We start from the raw sequence: 17,327 nt of genomic DNA on the forward strand, positions 1-17,327 counted from the left end.
TATTAATTGGCAGACACTATTTAGAATGCATTTTTGTACTTCATATTTGCCTCATTTTCATGAAAGTACTTCAATTTATCTTAACATTTTGTCAACTACCTTTGTAAGCATGACAATTTAAAAGAGCATTCTTACATATTCCATATGGCTGCCAGTTGCACCCCTCACATGCGTAGTCAAATTTCTTTAAAGACATTTTCTCTCTAATCTTTTCTACCGCTTCACTCCAGGTCAAAGTCTCGCCAATTTTTATTCCTAAAATTTCCATATGCCTTCTATCTAGCTCTAAAACTTTAGCTTGTGTGGTGCATTTACCTTGTTTAGTCTGGTTTGGGCAAGCACTACAAATACTATCAAGATTGCCGACCACTTTGATTTGAGTGTTGGAATCACTAACCATTTCACTTGCTATCTTTTTATAATTTTCTACAAAACCCTGAGAATACCCATATCCCTGAAATGCAAGAGTGCACATGAAATGATGAGGACGAAACCTTATCACTTTTTCAAATACTGCAAAGCCGCTACAAGTAGAAAAATTTTTACCAAACCAGGAAGGATAAATGGTAAAACGCCTACCATTATTGCTTGTTCCAGACCTACGTAAATAGCAAGCCAACTAACACCACAAACAAAGATTACAACTGTACCAGCTAGGCAACTTAAAGAATTACGTACAAGTGATTCACATTTAGAGTTTAAAAGTTCATTTACTCTACTCATCACCATCACTGCAGCTAAAAAGCCAATTAAATACCCACCTATTGGCCCGAGAAAAATGTGATACCCACCAGAAAAACTTGCAAGGACAGGCAACCCTGCTGCACCAAGTAACATATACGTAAGTACGGAATAAAACGCTGTTCTGCGATTAAATTTAAGCCCAATAAGCATCACTCCTAAAGTTTGCAATGTGATAGGTACAGGCTGCAATGGTATGCTTATTTGAGCCGTCAAGAACAAAAGTAAAACGCAAGACAATATTTCAGCCAGCGTTGACCTACTGCTAGATTGTGTTATAAACATACCTTCCCAATAAAAATAACTTATTAAATGTAATATATATGTGTAAGAGGTTTTGCAATTTAAATTTTGCTTGTATTGCGCTACAATGAATTATTTATGCACTATAAAATTAAAAATGATAAGTAAACCACAAGATCTATTATCGTTGATGAAAACAAGACACAGCGGACGTTCATACGATCATACAAGAGCAATATCTCAGAAAGAAATGGATATTTTAATAGAAGCTGTAAGGCTAACACCCTCGTGTTTTGGTGATGAACCTTGGAGATATATGATATGCAATAAACAGAGCAATCAAAACGCATGGAAAAAATTGCTCAATTGCCTTGATGAATCTAATCAAAAGTGGGCAAAAGATGCACAAATACTAATTATATCTCTAAGCGCTAGGAATTTCCGTAAATCTGATAAAGGTGAAAATTTTTGGGCTAATCACGATACTGGCGCAGCGAATTATGGACTTATGCTACAAGCTGCAGCTATGAACTTAATGGCCCACCAAATGGGCGGTTTTGATAGAGATAAAATAGTGAAAGAGTTCGATATATCCGGTGATTTTAATGTAATGTCAGTAATAGCAGTTGGTTACGAAGAAGAGGGTGCTGAAATCAAAGAAAAAAAAAGAAAGCCAATAGAAGAAATATTTTTTTATGACGAATGGCCAGCGAGCTGACTTGACCATTCTTCTCTTAATATCTTAAAAATTGGATTATCTGGTAAATAATGCTTTTTCATTCTACCCTCTTCAATTGTTTGCCAGTCTTTCCATAGAAGCTTTTTACTTCCCAATTCATAATCCATGCCGTCCCACATATCTTCTCGAAAGCCATAAACAGCAAAGTGCCAATTAAAAATAAGACCCACTGCGAAACGGTATGCAACTAATTTCAGCATGAGTTAGGCGAACAGCAGGATCAATAAAAACCCATGTCTGAGGTTTACCAGATCAGCAATTATTCATGTTGTATTTCTTCTGAAAATTGCGATAGGTATGCGACATAAAATCTTAATTTCACAGATTTTATGCTCTACCTAAATGATACCAGCTTCCGATTGTTGATCATCCGTCAGCCCGATACCTTTTATGTGGAATTACAACGTTACTCTCAATTTTTGCCACCCCAGAATCTGCATACTTTACATTCTCTTTTGGCAACATTTTTTCCTGTTTTCGTATCTTAAAATCGTGCTCTGTGTGATACTGATAGAATTTGCCCATCTTCTTTTATAACGATTTCTGCTTTCATTGTGTTTACTCTTTTCTTTCCAGAATAAGACAATTTTTCTATCTTTTGGCCGTTGTATTGGTTACATCTGCTAATATCTTCAAAATTCTTTCTGGCCTGTCCTTTTTTATTGAGATTTTTTTAGCCAAAAGTGGTTCCATTTTCTTGAATAATCGGCAAATGTTTGAGTTATACAAGTTACTCAAGAATCGGTGTGTTATATAAGTTCAATAATACAGAATGGCTTTGTTGCATAGCTAGAGTATTTTAAGGTGGTAATAAAGGAAAGGTTCTTGTTAAATATATGGTTACCAACACATTTTAGTAAAATAATCATTTTAATGAAAACATGCCGCAAAAAATGAGAGTCAGTAATCATGGTGAATATAATAAGTTTCTTCAAGGGAGGGGAAATATTTTTTATTTTGTCAGCGAAGCTATAGAAAATTGGTATGCAAACACTCCAAGAGTTGCGGGTACATTTATAGTGATAAAGTTGTGATTCTAATACATGTTCTTTTTAGAATTGGTCTAAGGCAAGCTGTAGGTTTTGTAAAAGGTTATATGATGCAAAAACCTTAAGGTTACACGCAAGCTTCCAGAAGATTCAAAACTTGAAAATTGATGATCGTAGAAATGTGATTGGAAAAATATTGAAATTGCTATAGATAGCACGAGAGTTAGTATCTACAATAACAATGGTGGCCATAGTAAACTTAATATTCGAGAAAGAAAATACAATCGTTATGATCAAGTAAGAAAACTACACGTTGTTTTAAACATAAACGATAAGAAAGCAATAAGCATACTAATTTCCGGACTATTTATCGGTCTGTGATGTGTTAAAGAAAATTAGTGATAAGTATATTCTATTCGAGCAGATGCAGCTTATGATATAAGAAGTGTGTATAAAGAATGCAGGAAATACAACATTATACCTGTTATTCGGCCTAGGAAGGATACTAGAGCTGACTACTTATCAGAAAGAAACAAGTACATTAGTAGAATATGAAAACTATAAATATGGTATTAAAAAATGGAAGAAAAAAGTTAAGTATGGAACACGGTCTTATATTGAAGCATTTTTCTATAGATTAAAGCAAATATTTGGATTTAGTTTCAAAAATAAATCTGAGATAAATCGAGAAAAAGAATTGCTAATAAAATGCTAATTGCTCAATAAATTTACTGATATTGGCATAACTAAATTTGAAATAGTTACATGAATTTGTCGTAAACCACCACCACATGAAGTGCTATGCAACAAAACCATCCCAGTGCCAAGGCACTGGGATGACAAGAAAGGGAGCACTGCGTTTCACATGCATCTGAATGGATACTAAAACTTCATCCTAATCTAAATTAGAATACTGATTCTTCTAGAAGTTGTTCGTGTTCCTCTTCTATTGCGATAGAATCATCGTGATTTTTAAATAAATCCCTGATTTTTGTTTCTATTTCATATGCAATTTCTTTGTTTGCCTTAAGGTAATTTTTTACATTTTCCCTTCCTTGCCCAAGACGCGTATTGTTATATGAATAATAAGCACCTGCCTTTTCAAGCACACCAAGTTTTGCTCCTATATCTATTATTTCTCCAAGTTTTGATATGCCTTCATTGTACATTATATCAAATTTTGCTTCTCTAAATGGAGGAGCAACTTTATTTTTTACAACTTTAACTCTCGTTTCATTACCCGTGATATTCTCTTTATCCTTTATTGCACCAACTTTCCTTATATCAAGTCTTATAGAAGTATAGAATTTTAACGCATTTCCACCGGTGGTAGTTTCAGGGTTTCCATATACTACTCCTATTTTCATACGAATTTGGTTAATAAATATCAATATACAGTTTGCTTTTGAAACTGCAGAGGTTAGCTTCCTGAGCCCATGACTTAGAAGTCTTGCTTGCAATCCCATGTGCTGATCGCCCATATCCCCTTCAATTTCAGCTCTTGGAGTTAATGCTGCAACAGAGTCAATAACTATTACATCAACTGCACCAGAACATACTAAATACTCAACAATATGCAACGCTTGTTCTCCAGTGTCTGGTTGTGAAATCACTAAATCATCGGTATTCACCCCAAGTTTACGAGCATATATAACATCCAACGCATGCTCCGCATCAATAAATGCACATAATCCTCCTTTTTTCTGTGCTTCAGCAATTACATGTAAAGCAAGGGTGGTTTTACCAGAACTCTCAGGGCCAAATATCTCAATTATACGTCCTTTTGGCAGTCCCCCAACACCCAGAGCTGAATCAAGTGCAATCGACCCTGTGGATATCGTGTCTATTTTTTCTACAGGGTTTTGCTTCAGCTTCATTATTGCACCTTTACCGAATGCTTTTTCAATTTGACTTATTGCATTATCTAGTGCTTTTTGCTTATCATTATTTCTTTCTTCTGGGTTGTTTGCCATGGATCATTTATTAACTTGTATAATCTCCATGGTAATTGAACGCGAACAATCTGCCAAGGGTTTTTTAATAACGAAGAACGTTAGTGACCTAAATTATATTAAGATAGATAGACTTTGTAGTGCGATACAAAATAACGATAGAATACAATGGTAGTGGTTTCTCTGGTTGGCAGAAGCAACAACACCCTGCTAACTCAATTCAGGAGACCATAGAAAACGCTATATTTAATTTTAGCGGTGAGAAAGTCACTTTGAATTGTGGTGGCAGAACTGACGCAGGGGTTCATGCTTTAGGGCAAGTTGCTCATTTTGATATGGAAAGGCAATTTGAGCTTTACAGAATAAGAAATGGAATAAACTATCACTTAAAAGCGATTCCTATAGTTGTGCTTGGTGCAGAAGTTGCAGATGATGCATTTCATGCACGCTTCTCAGCAAAAAAAAGATATTATGAATATAGAATAATTAATCGCTACGCTCCTGCAGCTCTGGAAATCGGTTATGTGTGGCAAGTATTTAACCCACTTGACGTAAACATCATGCGTGAAGCTGCTAGACACCTGCTTGGAAAACATAATCTTTCAAGCTTCCGCTCAAAAGATTGTCAAGCTACAAATCCGGTCAGAACAATCGACGATATTGATATAGTACAAAATGGAAGTCATATACACATCAAAATATCTGCTATTTCCTTTTTACATAACCAAGTGAGGATCATTGTTGGCACTTTAGTTGAATTTGGAAAAAACAGAACTAATCCACAAGAAATGCTAAATATATTAAGTCAATGTAAAAGAAACGCTGCTGGAATCACTGCACCACCTTGCGGCTTATACTTAGTAAAGATAGATTACTAGCTTAAGTCCTCATTGGCATCACTATATATAGTGCACTTGAATCATCTTCATCAGTGATAATTGTAGCACTATTACCATCTGACAAGCTAAATTTACACTTATTTTTTATACAGGATAAAACATCAAGCAAATAACGAGAATTAAATCCTACTTCCACAAGAGCTCCATCGTAATCCACCTCTATAGACTCAGTTGCATCACTACACTCTTGGGAGTTTGAATGTAGAGTTAATAAATTCTTTTGCAATGAAAATTTAATGGATTTTATTTTATCGGACACAACAACAGAAACTCGATCTATAACACTAGCAAGCTTACTACTCTCAACAATCATTTGTTTATCTTGAGACGTTGGGATAACGGCTTTATAATCTGGAAAAGTCCCATCTATCAGTTTTGATATTAGAATATACTCACCACATGTAAATTTGATTTTTCTATCTGAAAGTTTTACATTAACCTCATTACAATCACCCAATACTTTCAACAGTTCCATGATAGTTTTACGTGGAATGATCACACCAAATTTGCCGTTGATATCTTTAGGCTTATGGCTCTTCATACGTGATAAACGGTGGCCATCAGTTGCAACGCAGTACAGAAATTGCTCATCTGTATGTATATATATCCCATTTAAATTATACCTTGTATCATCTAGCGACACAGCAAACCTTGTTTTAGTCAATAAGTCTACCAAATCTGCACTTAGTAGAGTGAAATTGTATCGATGACCATCTTCTTCAAGGACAGGAAAGTTATTTGAAACTACATTCGGTAAAGAAAAATTTGCATTTCCACAGGATATCAATAATTTTCCTTGGTTATTCATTTCGAAATTGACATCCAAATCAGTTGGCAACTTCTTCACTATGTCATATAAAGTATGTGCTGAGATTTTCACTTCTCCTTCCGTTGATATATCTGCAGCAAGTGAGGCAAATACTGAAATATCAAGATCAGTAGCCTTCAGTTTTATGCTGCCATACTGTGCTTTGATATTTATACATGCCAAAACATCTATCGCGTTGCGCCTTTCAACCACTCCACTTACTTTCGATAACGTGCTTAAAAGACTTGCACGACTTACACTAAAACGCATTTGTTCACACACAGTACTTTGTTCTTTGATTCCTACATCTGCAATTTCTGACATATTAATTCTCAAAAATATATTTTAAATGATATTCATATTCTATGTAAAGTGATATCCATATTTTTGTCTGAGAGACAAAACAGCCTATATTATACTTTAGTGATCAATAATTTACTTTGTATGGCATAAATCATGCATTTTTTGGTACGCTTTTTGAAACCCAAGCAAGGAATAAGTATCATCAACATTTGCTGTTTTTACTTTTCCATTAACTATCATTGATAATCCCTGCTTCATTTTTAGAATCAAATCTTGGTCCGTTTTTGTATTATCTGACCACGCAAGACTTCCCTGTATTATCGGCAATTGATATTTAGCTTTTTTATCAATATTGAGAATTACAGGCTCCTTATTATATTGAAAACCAGAAGTGACGCTTACCTCATCTGCTTTTTTATCAACGTAACTGATCATTACATACGGTTTGCGATCGGCTGTATAATGTTCACTTTTTTTCTTAGGGTAGGATACAATGTAACACACTTTTTCACCATCTTCCAATGCAGTATACACAAACCAATCTTTATATTTTTCGTTCAGTTGTACGTTACTAACCGATGCAAAGGTGCCTATTGAAAAAAATATTAGAAATACGAAAAGACTACGCATGTAAACCAAGTTTCAAACTCTCTGATTTTATATGTTGTTTTACCTTACTCATCGCTTGCTCAGCCAACTGTCTTATTCTTTCTCTTGAAACACAATATTTTTTGCTAAGCTCGTCCAAAGTTTGATTACTCTCAGACAAATATCTGCTAATAAAAATGTCTCTTGATCTTTCGTTAAGAGTTGTCAATGCATTGCTTAAAATTGTTTCTTTTAATGCCTTTTCTTCATGATTCTGGTAAGCTACTTCTTGACTGACTAAATTACACGGAATCATATCTTGTAACTCCTTTTTAGAGTCGTCACCTATTTTTATACAATTATTTAACGACTGATCCTTACAAGCCAAACGATAGTTCATTTGTACAACATCTTCTTCAGATACAGAAAGCTCACTTGATATTGCTTTTATTTCTTCGTTACTCAAAGTTTCTCTGTTTGTGTATTGTAAAATTCTTTTTTTCATTTTACGTAAACTAAAAAATAATCTCCTTTGCGCTTGCGTTGTACCTATTTTCACAAGTGACCAAGATTTCAATATAAAGTCTTTTATTGAAGCTTCAATCCACCATACTGCATAAGTTGAAAAACGAAATCCCAAGTCAGGATTAAACTTTTTCACTGCATGCATTAAACCCATATTTCCTTCCATGAACAAGTCCATCAACAATAGCCCGTAGTTCTTAAATTTCATTGCAATTTTTACTACTAAATTCAAATGGCTGGTAATCAACTTGTGAGCAGAAGAAATATCCTTATGTTCTTGCCAATTTTTTGCTAATCGCACTTCCTCTTCTTGGGAAAGCATAGGAAATTTTCGCACTTCAGCAATATATTGCATAAGATTAGTGCTACTATTAACATATAAATTCGCTACTGGGGTCAACATAATAACTTAAATTAAAACTCCATGTATATAATATATTGATTTTTAGTGAGAAATTCAAGCTTTAATTAAAAAAAGCACAACTTTCCATCCAATTGAAATCTTAGCAACAATACACTTCAACATCAGCTACCTGATTAAAATTACTAGCGCGTAACAATAAACGCTATAATTTAAATAAACAATGTGTCATTCCAGTGTTCAAACACTGGAATTCACATTTCTTTTTTCTAGATCCCAGTGTCATGCTACTTGAATGACAAGAAAAACCCACTGGGATAACAAGACTGAGATAGACTAAAAATTAAACACTACTCCAGCTTCTGCACCAATAGTACTGTAAAAAACTTTGTGTGCGCCTTTATCAGTAACCTTTTTCTCTGGATCATCAGGATCTTGTTTTGTTCCATCAAAGTTAGCGCCATAAGAACCAAAATAGCGAGCGCCAGCGTAAAGTTTGATTTCTGGAGTTACGTCATAACTGACACCAGCTTTCGCTTGATAAGCAAAACCAAATCCAGAGTCTTTATCACCAGCAACTTTTGTTGCTAAAGGATTGCTTACATATGCTGCACCAACACCAACACCAACGTATGGAGTGATAGGCATATCTTCGATTGCTACATCATAATAAACATTAACTAATCCTGAAAAAGCTGTCACATTGTCTGCAACAATTGCTGGAGTAAATTCTGCACCAATAACGTCGTTTTTGTTTAGTTGTGAGTAAAGTCCCTCAACATCAACTCTGATGTCATCCATTTTATAACCAAATGCACCACTACCAGCCATAAAAGATGCTTTTAAAGGATCTTGAGCGTCGTTATTATCTTTTTTATACTCAATACCATCAATTTTTGTCTTGAAAGGTGAAATTTCACCATTATATTGCAAACGAACGTAGTAGCTGGTTTCTTCATCACTTATTGGACCAATAGGATCTGATGAAAAAGCAGAGTTTGATAGGCTTAGCAACGTCACTAAAGCAGCTGCTGAAAAAAACTTTTTATAATGCATAATTGCCCTCGTTAAAAAAAATTAAAATTCCACTTTAGCAGTCTAAATGATAACTAAAGTTAAGTCAAGTGCTAACTTAATAACACAAAATATTCTATATCTTAACTTCTTTTCAGAAGAACACAAAGGCTTTATTAATAAATAAACAGGATTATATGACTTTTTTCGTTCTTGATTTTCACTTCACTAGTCTTTTTATCTTCTGCTTTGTTTTTACCACTGTAACTTGCTTCATGTTCGTGCAGTAATGTAAACATGCTACATTAAGAAATACTAGTATTAGAAATAGTAAAAAGAAAATACTTAGTTATTACATCAAGAGAAATTTTAGTAATACAGATTAAAAAGGAAGTTTAAATCCAGGTGGTAAACCCATCACACCTGCAAGATCAGAAGTTGCATTTGCCATATCCTCTTCTGCTTTTTTAATAGCATCATTAAACGCTGCTGTCACTAAATCTTCTACTATATCTTTTTCTTCATTTCTCATAAGCTCTAAGTCTATGTTTACCTTTTTAGCTTTATAGCTACCTATTTTTATAACTTCCACTAATACAGAAACTTTACCACCACCAGAAATACCTTGAAACTCTTTTCCAATATATTTTTCTTGAGCTTCCGCAAGCCTCTTTTGCATTTCCTGCGCTTGCTTCATTATTTGACTGAAATCCACAACTTACTCCTTATTTTCCACATTAACCACCTTTGCACCTTTAAACGTATCCAGTATACCCTTAACTGCAGGTGCATAATTTAAATTGCTCACTTCCCTGTTCATATAACTCGTATCAACTATAATAACCCACTCCTGCTTAGTAGCTTGATTTAAGTAATTTTTCAAGTCATTACAAAAATTACTATTCAACTTAGATACAGCTTTTAATTTTAAATACCCAAGTCTACAATCTATTAATTGTAGATTACTACACAGTTGTTTGTAAAGATAAATTTGGTTACTCTGCCTTAATAACTGCAAAACCTTATTAAAATCATAATTTTGTTGCTGTTCACTTCCTATATTACGCGTATTTCCCTGCTGTATACTCTGCGAAAGAACTTTCTTGATCACCTGTTCCGGAGAAGGTAAATCGGAAAGATAACAAAGGCTAATTAACATCATTTCAGCAGCAACCTCATTGCATGTTGAAACTTTTATATCTTGAATACTTTTAAGCAACACCTTCCACAATCTCGAAAAAAATATTAAAGACTTCTTTGTACTCAAGTCTTTTACTCTGCTCTTCTCACATCCTGTATCAACCTCTTTTGTAATTAAAAAACGGCACACTAACTGGATTGTTTGCAGCAGATCTTCAAAAATATTGAGTGAGTTTGCTGTCTTTACCGCGTTATCGAATACTGACAAAGCCTTCTGTAAATCACTATCTAATACTGCTTCCAGTAGATCAAATATAACGTTTCTATCTACTAGACCAAGTATGTCTGTAACACTTTGAGTGGATATTGTACCATCTTTGCTATATAGCACTGCTTGATTCATCAAAAATAAAGCGTTACGCATTGAATTACTACAGTGGTGAGCAATTAATTCTGATGCTTCTTTTTCAATAAAATAATTTTCTTTTTGTGCAATATCATTTAAACGCCCCACTATCTTAGCTGAAGGAATGTTATATAAGTCAAACCTTTGACAACGTGCAATAATAGTTATTGGTATCTTTTTTATTTCTGTAGTTGCCAGAATAAACTTTACGTTAGATGGTGGTTCTTCTAGAGTTTTAAGTAATGCATTAAATGCACTACTAGATAACATGTGTACTTCATCTATAATGTAAACTTTGAATTTAGAACTTATCGGTAAATAGCAAATATCCCCTAAAATCACTCTAACGTCCTCAATGCTAGTGTGACTTGCTGCATCGATTTCAACTACATCTGGATGACTTGAATTTTTTATCGCCAGACAATTTGTACATAATCCACAAGGTTCAAAAGTTGGTCCTAATGAACAATTCAAACATAAAGCTATTATTCTGGCAGTAGTAGTTTTACCAATCCCACTACTGCCAGAAAGCAGTATAGATTGTGGAATTTTGTTAAGAGTAAAAGCGTTTTTTAGTATACGCACCAATATATCTTGACCTACTAAATCCTTAAAGCTACTAGGACGATATTTTAATGCTATGTTCATAGCCTAGAATAAAACAAATAGTACAAATAGGTATGCAACCCAAAAAGGTTCTGATATGGTTGCTTCATTTCTGACCTGACCAAGTTACAGAATTTTTGCCTGCATACCTTATAAAAGGTTATACTTTTTTTTTTATTTAGCAAGGTATATTCTATATCAGCTCGATAGCTTGATATGTTAAATTTCGTACACTGTTACTTTCAAATAAACAAAAAGTTAGTTGTTATGCAAGTTATTATAAGATTGTCGCTCCAATGTTTATTTATGCCATTTCAGCGTTTATTTATGTCATCCCAGTGCGTGACACTGGGATCCAAGTATAAAAATATTTGGAAATTATACAATGGACAATGGATTCTAGGAGTACATGTTAAAAATAATGTCTATAATGAAATAAGCTGGATTTCAGTGTCAGCTACTTGCATGACAACCTATAGGTACTGGGACAACAAAAGAGGAATATTATGATTTTGTATCATTTTCCTCTTTGTCCGTTTTCACGAAAAGTTAGAGCTCTTCTCAAGGAGAAAAAGCTGAGTTGCGATTTGGTATACGAAAATCCATGGGAGAAGCGGAATGAATTCATGAAGATTAATCCAACTGGACAGGTACCAGTGCTTATGGATAACAACCTTATTATAGCAGATAGTAACGCTATTTGTGAATATTTAGAGGAGACTTATAGCAGCAACATCAAACTGCTCGACTCTTCTACTGTTATTAAGTCTAAAACACGTGCTTTAATTAACTGGTTTGACAATAAATTTTATAATGAAGTTACTAAATATGTCATAAACGAAAAAGTGATAATTAACCGCAGCCCTGACTCTAGGTTTCTTCATGCAGCTCAACATAACCTATCTTACCATATAGAATACATTGAATACTTAATTAGCAAAAATATTTGGCTTGCAACCGATAAGTTCACTTTGGCCGATATTACCTTAGCATCGCATATTTCTATAATAGACTACGTAAATAGTTTTCCATGGGAAAAAAGTAAGATTTTAAAAGAATGGTACTCCATTGTTAAATCAAGGCCTTGCTTTCGCGAAATATTATTAGAGAGAGTTTTTGGCTTAACTCCTCCTAAACATTATGCTGATCTTGATTTTTAACTTACGTTAGCTTTAAAGCTACAGTCATTCCTTCATCAGTCGGAATCAATATAGAGAAATATTTCTTTTCATCTGACAATCTATCATTAAACTCTCTCATAGCATGCCATGACTTCTCTGACACTCTTTTTGGAGGGGATTCTAAGAATACTGTGTTAAACAATAGAGTATTATCTGCAACAATCAGCCCATCTTGTTTAATGTATAGCTCTGCCCAATCTAAATATTTAGGATAACTAACTTTATCAGCATCGATGAATATCATATCAAAAGGTGCTTTTGCTGAAAATTCATTAAGTTTTTCCAATGCATTGCCTTCTATTAAAGAAATTTTGTCACTCAGATTAAAAATACTAAAATTTTTTTTTGCTATTTTGCAATGCTGAGGATTATTTTCTATTGTATATATATGACCGTCTTCCGATAGAGCCTTTACCATACAAATTGACGAATAACCATATAACGTGCCAATTTCAACGATACTTTTGATTTTATGAATTTTGATAAATAAACTGAGTAACTTTCCTTCTTCAGGAGTAATTTGAATACGTTGCCCCTTCTCAAGAGTACAATATTCTTCTATTTTTTTATACTCTTTTGCAAATAAGTTTCTTATGTACAACGATTTTGTGCTAAAGTTATGACGCATTAAGTTTTATAATATAAATTAGGGAGGTTCAATCTATACAAGATTTGTAGATATAATAATATAGTTTAAAATAATAAAAACTTTTATTTTAAGTTGTTATTTTATAAAGTAAAATTTTAAGTGACAAAAATTATTATATATTTTACTATGGTTAACTAGTATAATAATCAATTGTTATACTAGAATTAAGGAGTTGTTTATTCACATCTCTCTTAAAATGTAATTTTTTATAATCAATTAGAGGGGGTTATATGTCTTATAACATTGCTAATGAAGTTGAAACGTTAAACAAAAAGTCTAATAATAATGAAGGGGTGAGATTACTATACAATCCAGCTTACCGCGAGAAGTACAAAGAACGCTTTAACGAAGCTCAGAAAAAAGTTATGGATATGGTCCAATTTTATGATGGAACGATAGTATTAATAGAGAATAAAATTGCCATGTATTACTATGCTTGGCACAGTAAAAAAAGAGAGTTTGAGCGTAAAAAGCAACAAACAGCGGCAAAAAGCAATGATTCAGTATAGAGTCTTTATGTGGTAAGCTGCAGTGGTACTATTTCACTATAGCTTTTCCATATAATTCATTTATTACGTTAGTGAAGTATTTTAGCTCTTTATATCCTTCATGTTTGATTTTACTATTCTCTACATAATATTTATCATCGTTAAGCTTGATGATAAATATTGGAGTAGCCGTGATACCAAGTTTATCAATTGCCAGTGATTTATCATTTATAATTTTGTCCATCATTTTTTTATCATTAATGCATTGGTTAAATGCATCTTGCTTCAAATTGCTTAGTGAAGCAATTCTTTGTAATACAGTTAAGTCACTGAAATTGTAGTAGTTCCACGAGTCTATTGCATTAAAAACAGCTTTGTTAAAATTAAAGTAGTCTTCTTGTTTTTCATAGCAATGACTCAGCATTGCAGCCTTTAAACCTCTATAATCTAAAGGGAAATGACGAAATACATATAACATCTTACCTGTGTCTATGTATTTCTCTTTGATTTTAGGAAAAACTTTCTTATGAAAAAGAGAACAGTGATAACAAGTGAGTGAGGCGTATTCTATCATTAAAATTGGTGCTTTTGGATCTCCTAATAATTTATCATCAGGCAATAGTGATAGTAGTTCTTTTGGTGTTATTTCATCAGTGTTTCGAGTATTGGGTAAGTTTTGTTCAATAGCTCCATAAGAACTAACACTTATAAAAATTAGTAAAAACAATAATCTAAAAATCATTACAATAGAAACACTTAACTTATTAAAAAAATAATGCATTTATATAAATAATGTCAAGATAACTTTTACTTGGCAAGGCTTTCGACTCTGTCTTTGAATGCAGCAATTATTTTGCTTTGTGTATACTTATATACTGACTTTAATAAAGTGGAAAACAAGTTGGATTTAAATTCAAACTCTATATAGAACTCTACCATAGTTTTATTTTCGTTCATAGGAGTGAATTTCCATTCGTTGTATAAATGTCTAAATATTCCATTTGATGACACAGCTTTTATCCAACTTTCATTTGTTCCACTTGGAGAAAGGAAGGTCACTCCTGATGTGTAGCTTCCTTTAATACCATGAAAAGCTGCGAGGAGATCCACAATCATTTGGCTATCAGTTTTTTCCTTTATGTAAACAGCTTTGCACCAAGGAACAAAATCAGGATACTTCTCAACGTCAATTACAACTTGAAATATCTCATGAGATGAACAGAAAAAGATACCTTGTTCTTTATATTGGTATAACATAAACCTGAATAATGAAAATGGGATCCGTATCTACCGTCAGTCTTAGTAGATTCCTGAGACCTAAAGTTAAAGTGGGTATCACGTACTAATTTCAATGAAATTAACAGAGGCAATCCCCTTGATCAGAAATTATCGCTCGGGAAATTTAACTTAACTCATAACGTATAGCACAGACCCCCATTAATTATAGATTATTTATATAGAGTATGTCTATAGATATATTAAAGCTAGCGATTATTATTTTGCCTTTGTTAAATTTTGCATTTTTAGTATCATAGCTAATAAATATATCTTATGAACATTATTAAACTCTTAATTATTTTTATTATAACCTATTCAAGCGCTTACGCTAATTGCATAGGTCACAAAACTTTTGTGCTTGTCATGAAGCAGCAAGTAGACAGCACATCTATGAAAGGAAACAGAAAAAATCTAGAGCATGTACACGAAAAGCTTCGGGAGATCATTCAGAATAACGTTAACCTCAAAGGAATATCTCGATTTGTCATAGGGAAATATTGGAAATTGGCTACTCAGAGAGAAAAAGAAAATTTTCTAAAAGAATATGAAGTATATCTCACGCGTTTGTGCGCTAAAATCTTGTATAAATACATAAATAATAGTGAAATGATCATAATGAGTACAAAAGCAGTTGACAATGAAACCTGTCTGATAGGAACAAGACTTTCTTATGGTGATGAGGAATTTACAAATATTGACTTTAAAGTTACTAAAAGTGATAGTTCTTTCTTAATAAACGATGTTATAATGAGTGGGATAAGTATTGCCATTAATCAACGTTCTCAATTTAGTGAAAAAATCGACACGCATGGCATGGCAAGTGTAATAGACGAATTAAAATGTAACAATAATCCATGATGTACATGCCTCATTGGCCTAAGCCGCTTGGCAGTAGACCAAAGGATTTTTCTCTTGACCGCATAAAAAGCTTTCTCAATAGATTAGGCAATCCTGAGAAAAAAATACCGCCAATAATTCACATAGCTGGAACTAATGGTAAAGGATCGACACTATCGTTTATAAGATATATAATGCAAGCAGCAGGATATAAGGTTCATGCATACACTTCTCCACATTTAGTGAATTTTAATGAGAGAATAGTTGTTGCAGGCAGCCATATCGACGACAATGAATTATATAATTTGTTAGAAGAATGTCGCATCGCAATTGGAAAGCAATCTATTACTCTATTTGAAGCTACAACAATTGCAGCTCTCTTAGCTTTTTCTCGTCATAAAGCTGATATTAGTTTAGTTGAAGTAGGTATGGGTGGAAGGCTTGATGCAACAAATGTTATAGATAATCCGATTTTAACAATTATCACTGCCATTGCCCTTGATCATACAGAATATCTTGGTCCTACTGTGGAGATTATAGCAAGTGAAAAAGCTGGAATAATGAAACCTAATGTTCCTTGCGTAATAGCGCCACAAGAGAAATCTATAATAAATACGCTAGAACACCATGCAATAAATAAGAGATCTCCTCTGTACAGAGGAGGGCTTGAATGGAATTGCGAAAAACAGAATAACAGAATGGTCTTTCAATCAGCTATTCAATCAATAGAATTTTCTCTGCCATCTTTAAAGGGTGATCACCAAATAATCAATGCAGGAACTGCCATTGTAGCATGTAGCATTTTAAGTGGAAAATATGGATTTGATATTGGAAAAGAGGACATTGCTTCAGGTTTACAGCGCACTTATTGGCCTGCGCGGCTAGAGTCTATAAAAAAAGGTAATTTAATTTCTTTATTACCAAAAGATTGGCAATTATTTCTAGATGGTGCACACAACAACGATGGTGCCAGAGTGTTAGCTCAGTGGATAAGAGACAATTTTGCTGAAGGTGTTTATGTGATTTTTGGTGTCACTCGCAACAGAAACGTGGCAGAGTTCTTAGAGCACTTAAAGCCATATATCAAACTATTATGCGCAGTTTGTGTTAAATCTGAGCCTAAAGCAACAAATACAAGTTCAATTAGAGAAGGAGCTAATAATATAGGAGTAAACGCTATTGAATGTGAATCAATCGGCGATGCAATATTAAATCACATATTAAAAGCCTCTATCCAAAACATCAAAACCATACTGATCTGTGGCTCGTTATTTCTAGCCAGAGACTTCGCTATGGAGAATACTAACTTTAATGATATGTGAGACTTAACTGACCGATGGGAAAATAACTTTGATTGCTCATAGTACTGCTTGGCTTTTCGTTATCAACTTCTATAAACTGACCATCACCTTTAAATTGCTCCTCAATTAAATTTATAGTTGTCTTTTTGAGAATATAATTACTTGCAGCATTTAAAACAGGTAAAGCAACAATTAAAAGCGTGAATGGTAATGAAAGTAATAAGCCGGATAACATCATCACTGCCATTAAGTTAAGGGAAAGTGATGGACTGTATTGTA

21 protein-coding genes, 2 other RNA genes and 1 pseudogene are annotated in these 17,327 nt (G+C 33.5%); 7 read left to right on the forward strand and 17 right to left on the reverse strand.

Translation table 11 applies throughout. The features are described 5' to 3' along the window. Positions 1 to 91: 91 nt before the first annotated feature. Both ABLO99_RS06000 and ABLO99_RS06005 read right to left on the reverse strand, forming a co-directional pair. Positions 92 to 502: a DUF1284 domain-containing protein gene (locus tag ABLO99_RS06000; RefSeq protein ID WP_047759571.1), complete on the reverse strand. Its 411-nt coding sequence runs from the start codon at positions 500 to 502 to the stop codon at positions 92 to 94. After that, on the reverse strand, positions 499 to 1,026 hold the full coding sequence (locus ABLO99_RS06005; protein ID WP_349967203.1) for a biotin transporter BioY: 528 nt from the start codon (positions 1,024 to 1,026) through the stop codon (positions 499 to 501). Before ABLO99_RS06005 ends, ABLO99_RS06000 begins: the two co-directional genes overlap by 4 nt. A gap of 85 nt (positions 1,027 to 1,111) precedes the next feature. Here ABLO99_RS06005 and ABLO99_RS06010 point away from each other — a divergent pair, with 85 nt between their 5' ends. Further along, positions 1,112 to 1,702 carry a nitroreductase family protein gene (locus tag ABLO99_RS06010; protein ID WP_047759573.1) on the forward strand — a complete coding sequence of 197 codons (591 nt, stop codon included), beginning with the start codon at positions 1,112 to 1,114 and terminating at the stop codon, positions 1,700 to 1,702. Here the strand turns inward: ABLO99_RS06010 and ABLO99_RS06015 are convergent. Then, positions 1,678 to 1,893, reverse strand: a complete 216-nt coding sequence (locus ABLO99_RS06015; RefSeq protein WP_238580430.1) for a hypothetical protein — start codon at positions 1,891 to 1,893, stop codon at positions 1,678 to 1,680. The genes ABLO99_RS06010 and ABLO99_RS06015 overlap by 25 nt on opposite strands. 33 nt (positions 1,894 to 1,926) lie before the next feature. Then, positions 1,927 to 2,482: pseudogene (locus ABLO99_RS06020) on the reverse strand (IS5/IS1182 family transposase); the annotation flags it as partial. 675 nt (positions 2,483 to 3,157) lie between these two features. Between ABLO99_RS06020 and ABLO99_RS06025 the strand changes: the two are divergent. After that, positions 3,158 to 3,427, forward strand: a complete 270-nt coding sequence (locus tag ABLO99_RS06025) for a hypothetical protein (RefSeq protein WP_349967204.1) — start codon at positions 3,158 to 3,160, stop codon at positions 3,425 to 3,427. Between the two features lie 190 nt (positions 3,428 to 3,617). Here the strand turns inward: ABLO99_RS06025 and recA are convergent, their stop codons facing one another. Further along, positions 3,618 to 4,685 carry a recombinase RecA gene (recA, locus tag ABLO99_RS06030; protein WP_047759575.1) on the reverse strand — a complete coding sequence of 356 codons (1,068 nt, stop codon included), beginning with the start codon at positions 4,683 to 4,685 and terminating at the stop codon, positions 3,618 to 3,620. Between the two features lie 119 nt (positions 4,686 to 4,804). Here recA and truA point away from each other — a divergent pair, with 119 nt between their 5' ends. Further along, entirely contained in the window at positions 4,805 to 5,542 is a 738-nt protein-coding gene (gene truA / locus ABLO99_RS06035; RefSeq protein ID WP_349967206.1) for a tRNA pseudouridine(38-40) synthase TruA, read from the forward strand. 1 nt (position 5,543) lies between these two features. On the opposite strand, the gene dnaN is transcribed toward truA, so the two are convergent. From dnaN to ffs, 7 genes are all read right to left on the reverse strand, one after another. Beyond that, positions 5,544 to 6,695, reverse strand: coding sequence for a DNA polymerase III subunit beta (dnaN, locus tag ABLO99_RS06040; RefSeq protein ID WP_349967208.1), 1,152 nt, complete (start codon positions 6,693 to 6,695; stop codon positions 5,544 to 5,546). A gap of 111 nt (positions 6,696 to 6,806) precedes the next feature. Then, positions 6,807 to 7,304, reverse strand: a complete 498-nt coding sequence (locus ABLO99_RS06045; RefSeq protein ID WP_349967210.1) for an invasion associated locus B family protein — start codon at positions 7,302 to 7,304, stop codon at positions 6,807 to 6,809. Then, on the reverse strand, positions 7,297 to 8,190 hold the full coding sequence (gene rpoH / locus ABLO99_RS06050; RefSeq protein WP_349967212.1) for an RNA polymerase sigma factor RpoH: 894 nt from the start codon (positions 8,188 to 8,190) through the stop codon (positions 7,297 to 7,299). Before rpoH ends, ABLO99_RS06045 begins: the two co-directional genes overlap by 8 nt. 294 nt (positions 8,191 to 8,484) lie before the next feature. Continuing rightward, positions 8,485 to 9,204: a P44/Msp2 family outer membrane protein gene (locus ABLO99_RS06055; RefSeq protein ID WP_349967214.1), complete on the reverse strand. Its 720-nt coding sequence runs from the start codon at positions 9,202 to 9,204 to the stop codon at positions 8,485 to 8,487. A gap of 340 nt (positions 9,205 to 9,544) precedes the next feature. Then, entirely contained in the window at positions 9,545 to 9,859 is a 315-nt protein-coding gene (locus ABLO99_RS06060) for a YbaB/EbfC family nucleoid-associated protein (protein WP_349968493.1), read from the reverse strand. A gap of 21 nt (positions 9,860 to 9,880) precedes the next feature. Continuing rightward, the gene (gene dnaX / locus ABLO99_RS06065) at positions 9,881 to 11,356 is read right to left on the reverse strand and encodes a DNA polymerase III subunit gamma/tau (protein WP_349967215.1); all 1,476 of its coding nucleotides are present in this window, start codon (positions 11,354 to 11,356) and stop codon (positions 9,881 to 9,883) included. A 16-nt stretch (positions 11,357 to 11,372) separates the two neighbouring features. Then, an RNA gene (ffs, locus tag ABLO99_RS06070) (signal recognition particle sRNA small type) lies at positions 11,373 to 11,471 on the reverse strand. A 349-nt stretch (positions 11,472 to 11,820) separates the two neighbouring features. Here ffs and ABLO99_RS06075 point away from each other — a divergent pair. Beyond that, positions 11,821 to 12,474: a glutathione S-transferase family protein gene (locus tag ABLO99_RS06075; RefSeq protein WP_047759582.1), complete on the forward strand. Its 654-nt coding sequence runs from the start codon at positions 11,821 to 11,823 to the stop codon at positions 12,472 to 12,474. A 1-nt stretch (position 12,475) separates the two neighbouring features. Here the strand turns inward: ABLO99_RS06075 and ABLO99_RS06080 are convergent, their stop codons facing one another. Continuing rightward, positions 12,476 to 13,123 carry an O-methyltransferase gene (locus ABLO99_RS06080; RefSeq protein ID WP_349967217.1) on the reverse strand — a complete coding sequence of 216 codons (648 nt, stop codon included), beginning with the start codon at positions 13,121 to 13,123 and terminating at the stop codon, positions 12,476 to 12,478. Between the two features lie 251 nt (positions 13,124 to 13,374). Between ABLO99_RS06080 and ABLO99_RS06085 the strand changes: the two genes are divergently transcribed. Next, entirely contained in the window at positions 13,375 to 13,653 is a 279-nt protein-coding gene (locus ABLO99_RS06085) for a DUF2671 domain-containing protein (protein ID WP_047759584.1), read from the forward strand. Positions 13,654 to 13,681: 28 nt separating this feature from the next. Here the strand turns inward: ABLO99_RS06085 and ABLO99_RS06090 are convergent, their stop codons facing one another. The 3 genes from ABLO99_RS06090 to ssrS form a co-directional block, all read right to left on the reverse strand. Next, a complete protein-coding gene (locus tag ABLO99_RS06090) occupies positions 13,682 to 14,413 on the reverse strand; it encodes a thioredoxin domain-containing protein (RefSeq protein WP_349967220.1) in 732 nt (243 codons plus the stop codon). Positions 14,414 to 14,439: 26 nt separating this feature from the next. Then, positions 14,440 to 14,889, reverse strand: a complete 450-nt coding sequence (locus ABLO99_RS06095; RefSeq protein ID WP_349967221.1) for a type II toxin-antitoxin system RatA family toxin — start codon at positions 14,887 to 14,889, stop codon at positions 14,440 to 14,442. 17 nt (positions 14,890 to 14,906) lie between these two features. Continuing rightward, positions 14,907 to 15,068, reverse strand: a non-coding RNA gene (gene ssrS / locus ABLO99_RS06100) — 6S RNA. 115 nt (positions 15,069 to 15,183) lie between these two features. Between ssrS and ABLO99_RS06105 the strand changes: the two genes are divergently transcribed. After that, positions 15,184 to 15,768, forward strand: a complete 585-nt coding sequence (locus ABLO99_RS06105; protein ID WP_349967223.1) for an ABC transporter substrate-binding protein — start codon at positions 15,184 to 15,186, stop codon at positions 15,766 to 15,768. Continuing rightward, positions 15,765 to 17,069: a bifunctional folylpolyglutamate synthase/dihydrofolate synthase gene (locus ABLO99_RS06110; RefSeq protein WP_047759587.1), complete on the forward strand. Its 1,305-nt coding sequence runs from the start codon at positions 15,765 to 15,767 to the stop codon at positions 17,067 to 17,069. Before ABLO99_RS06105 ends, ABLO99_RS06110 begins: the two co-directional genes overlap by 4 nt. Here ABLO99_RS06110 and ABLO99_RS06115 read toward each other — a convergent pair. Next, positions 17,056 to 17,295, reverse strand: a complete 240-nt coding sequence (locus ABLO99_RS06115; protein WP_349967225.1) for a hypothetical protein — start codon at positions 17,293 to 17,295, stop codon at positions 17,056 to 17,058. The two genes, ABLO99_RS06110 and ABLO99_RS06115, sit on opposite strands and share 14 nt — an antisense overlap. Between the last annotated feature and the right edge of the window lie 32 nt (positions 17,296 to 17,327).

It is taken from the genome of Wolbachia endosymbiont of Armadillidium arcangelii (assembly GCF_040207875.1).
Lineage (GTDB): Bacteria > Pseudomonadota > Alphaproteobacteria > Rickettsiales > Anaplasmataceae > Wolbachia.